Source organism: Mesorhizobium sp. M1A.T.Ca.IN.004.03.1.1, assembly GCF_003997555.1.
Lineage (GTDB): Bacteria > Pseudomonadota > Alphaproteobacteria > Rhizobiales > Rhizobiaceae > Mesorhizobium.
The window spans coordinates 1-341 of the sequence record NZ_RZTV01000107.1; the positions used below are offsets into that span (position 1 = coordinate 1).

Genomic DNA, 341 nt, shown 5'->3' on the forward strand with positions numbered 1-341 from the left:
CAGAAACATGCCGAAAAGCTGGTGCCGCTGATCCAGGACGCTGGCGCCGCCGCGCTGATTGCGGGTGACAGCCGTGTCGCAGGCCGGGCGAAGGCCGACGGCCTGCACCTTTCCGGCAATGCCGCGGCGCTGTCGGAGGCGATCGACAAACACGCGCCGAAGCTGATCGTCGGCGGCGGCAATGCGGCCGACCGGCATACGGCGCTGGAGATCGGCGAAGTGAGGCCGGACTATATCTTCTTCGGCAAGCTCGATGGCGACATCAAGCCGGAGGCGCATCCGAAGAACCTGGCGCTCGGCGAATGGTGGGCCTCGATGATCGAGATTCCCTGCATCGTCAT

General features: G+C 65.4%; 1 protein-coding gene. It reads left to right on the forward strand.

What is annotated here, in order from left to right; translation table 11 throughout:
• Positions 1 to 341 (forward strand): thiamine phosphate synthase (locus tag EOD29_RS30910; RefSeq protein WP_206520527.1); only part of this gene is annotated, 341 nt, incomplete at both ends.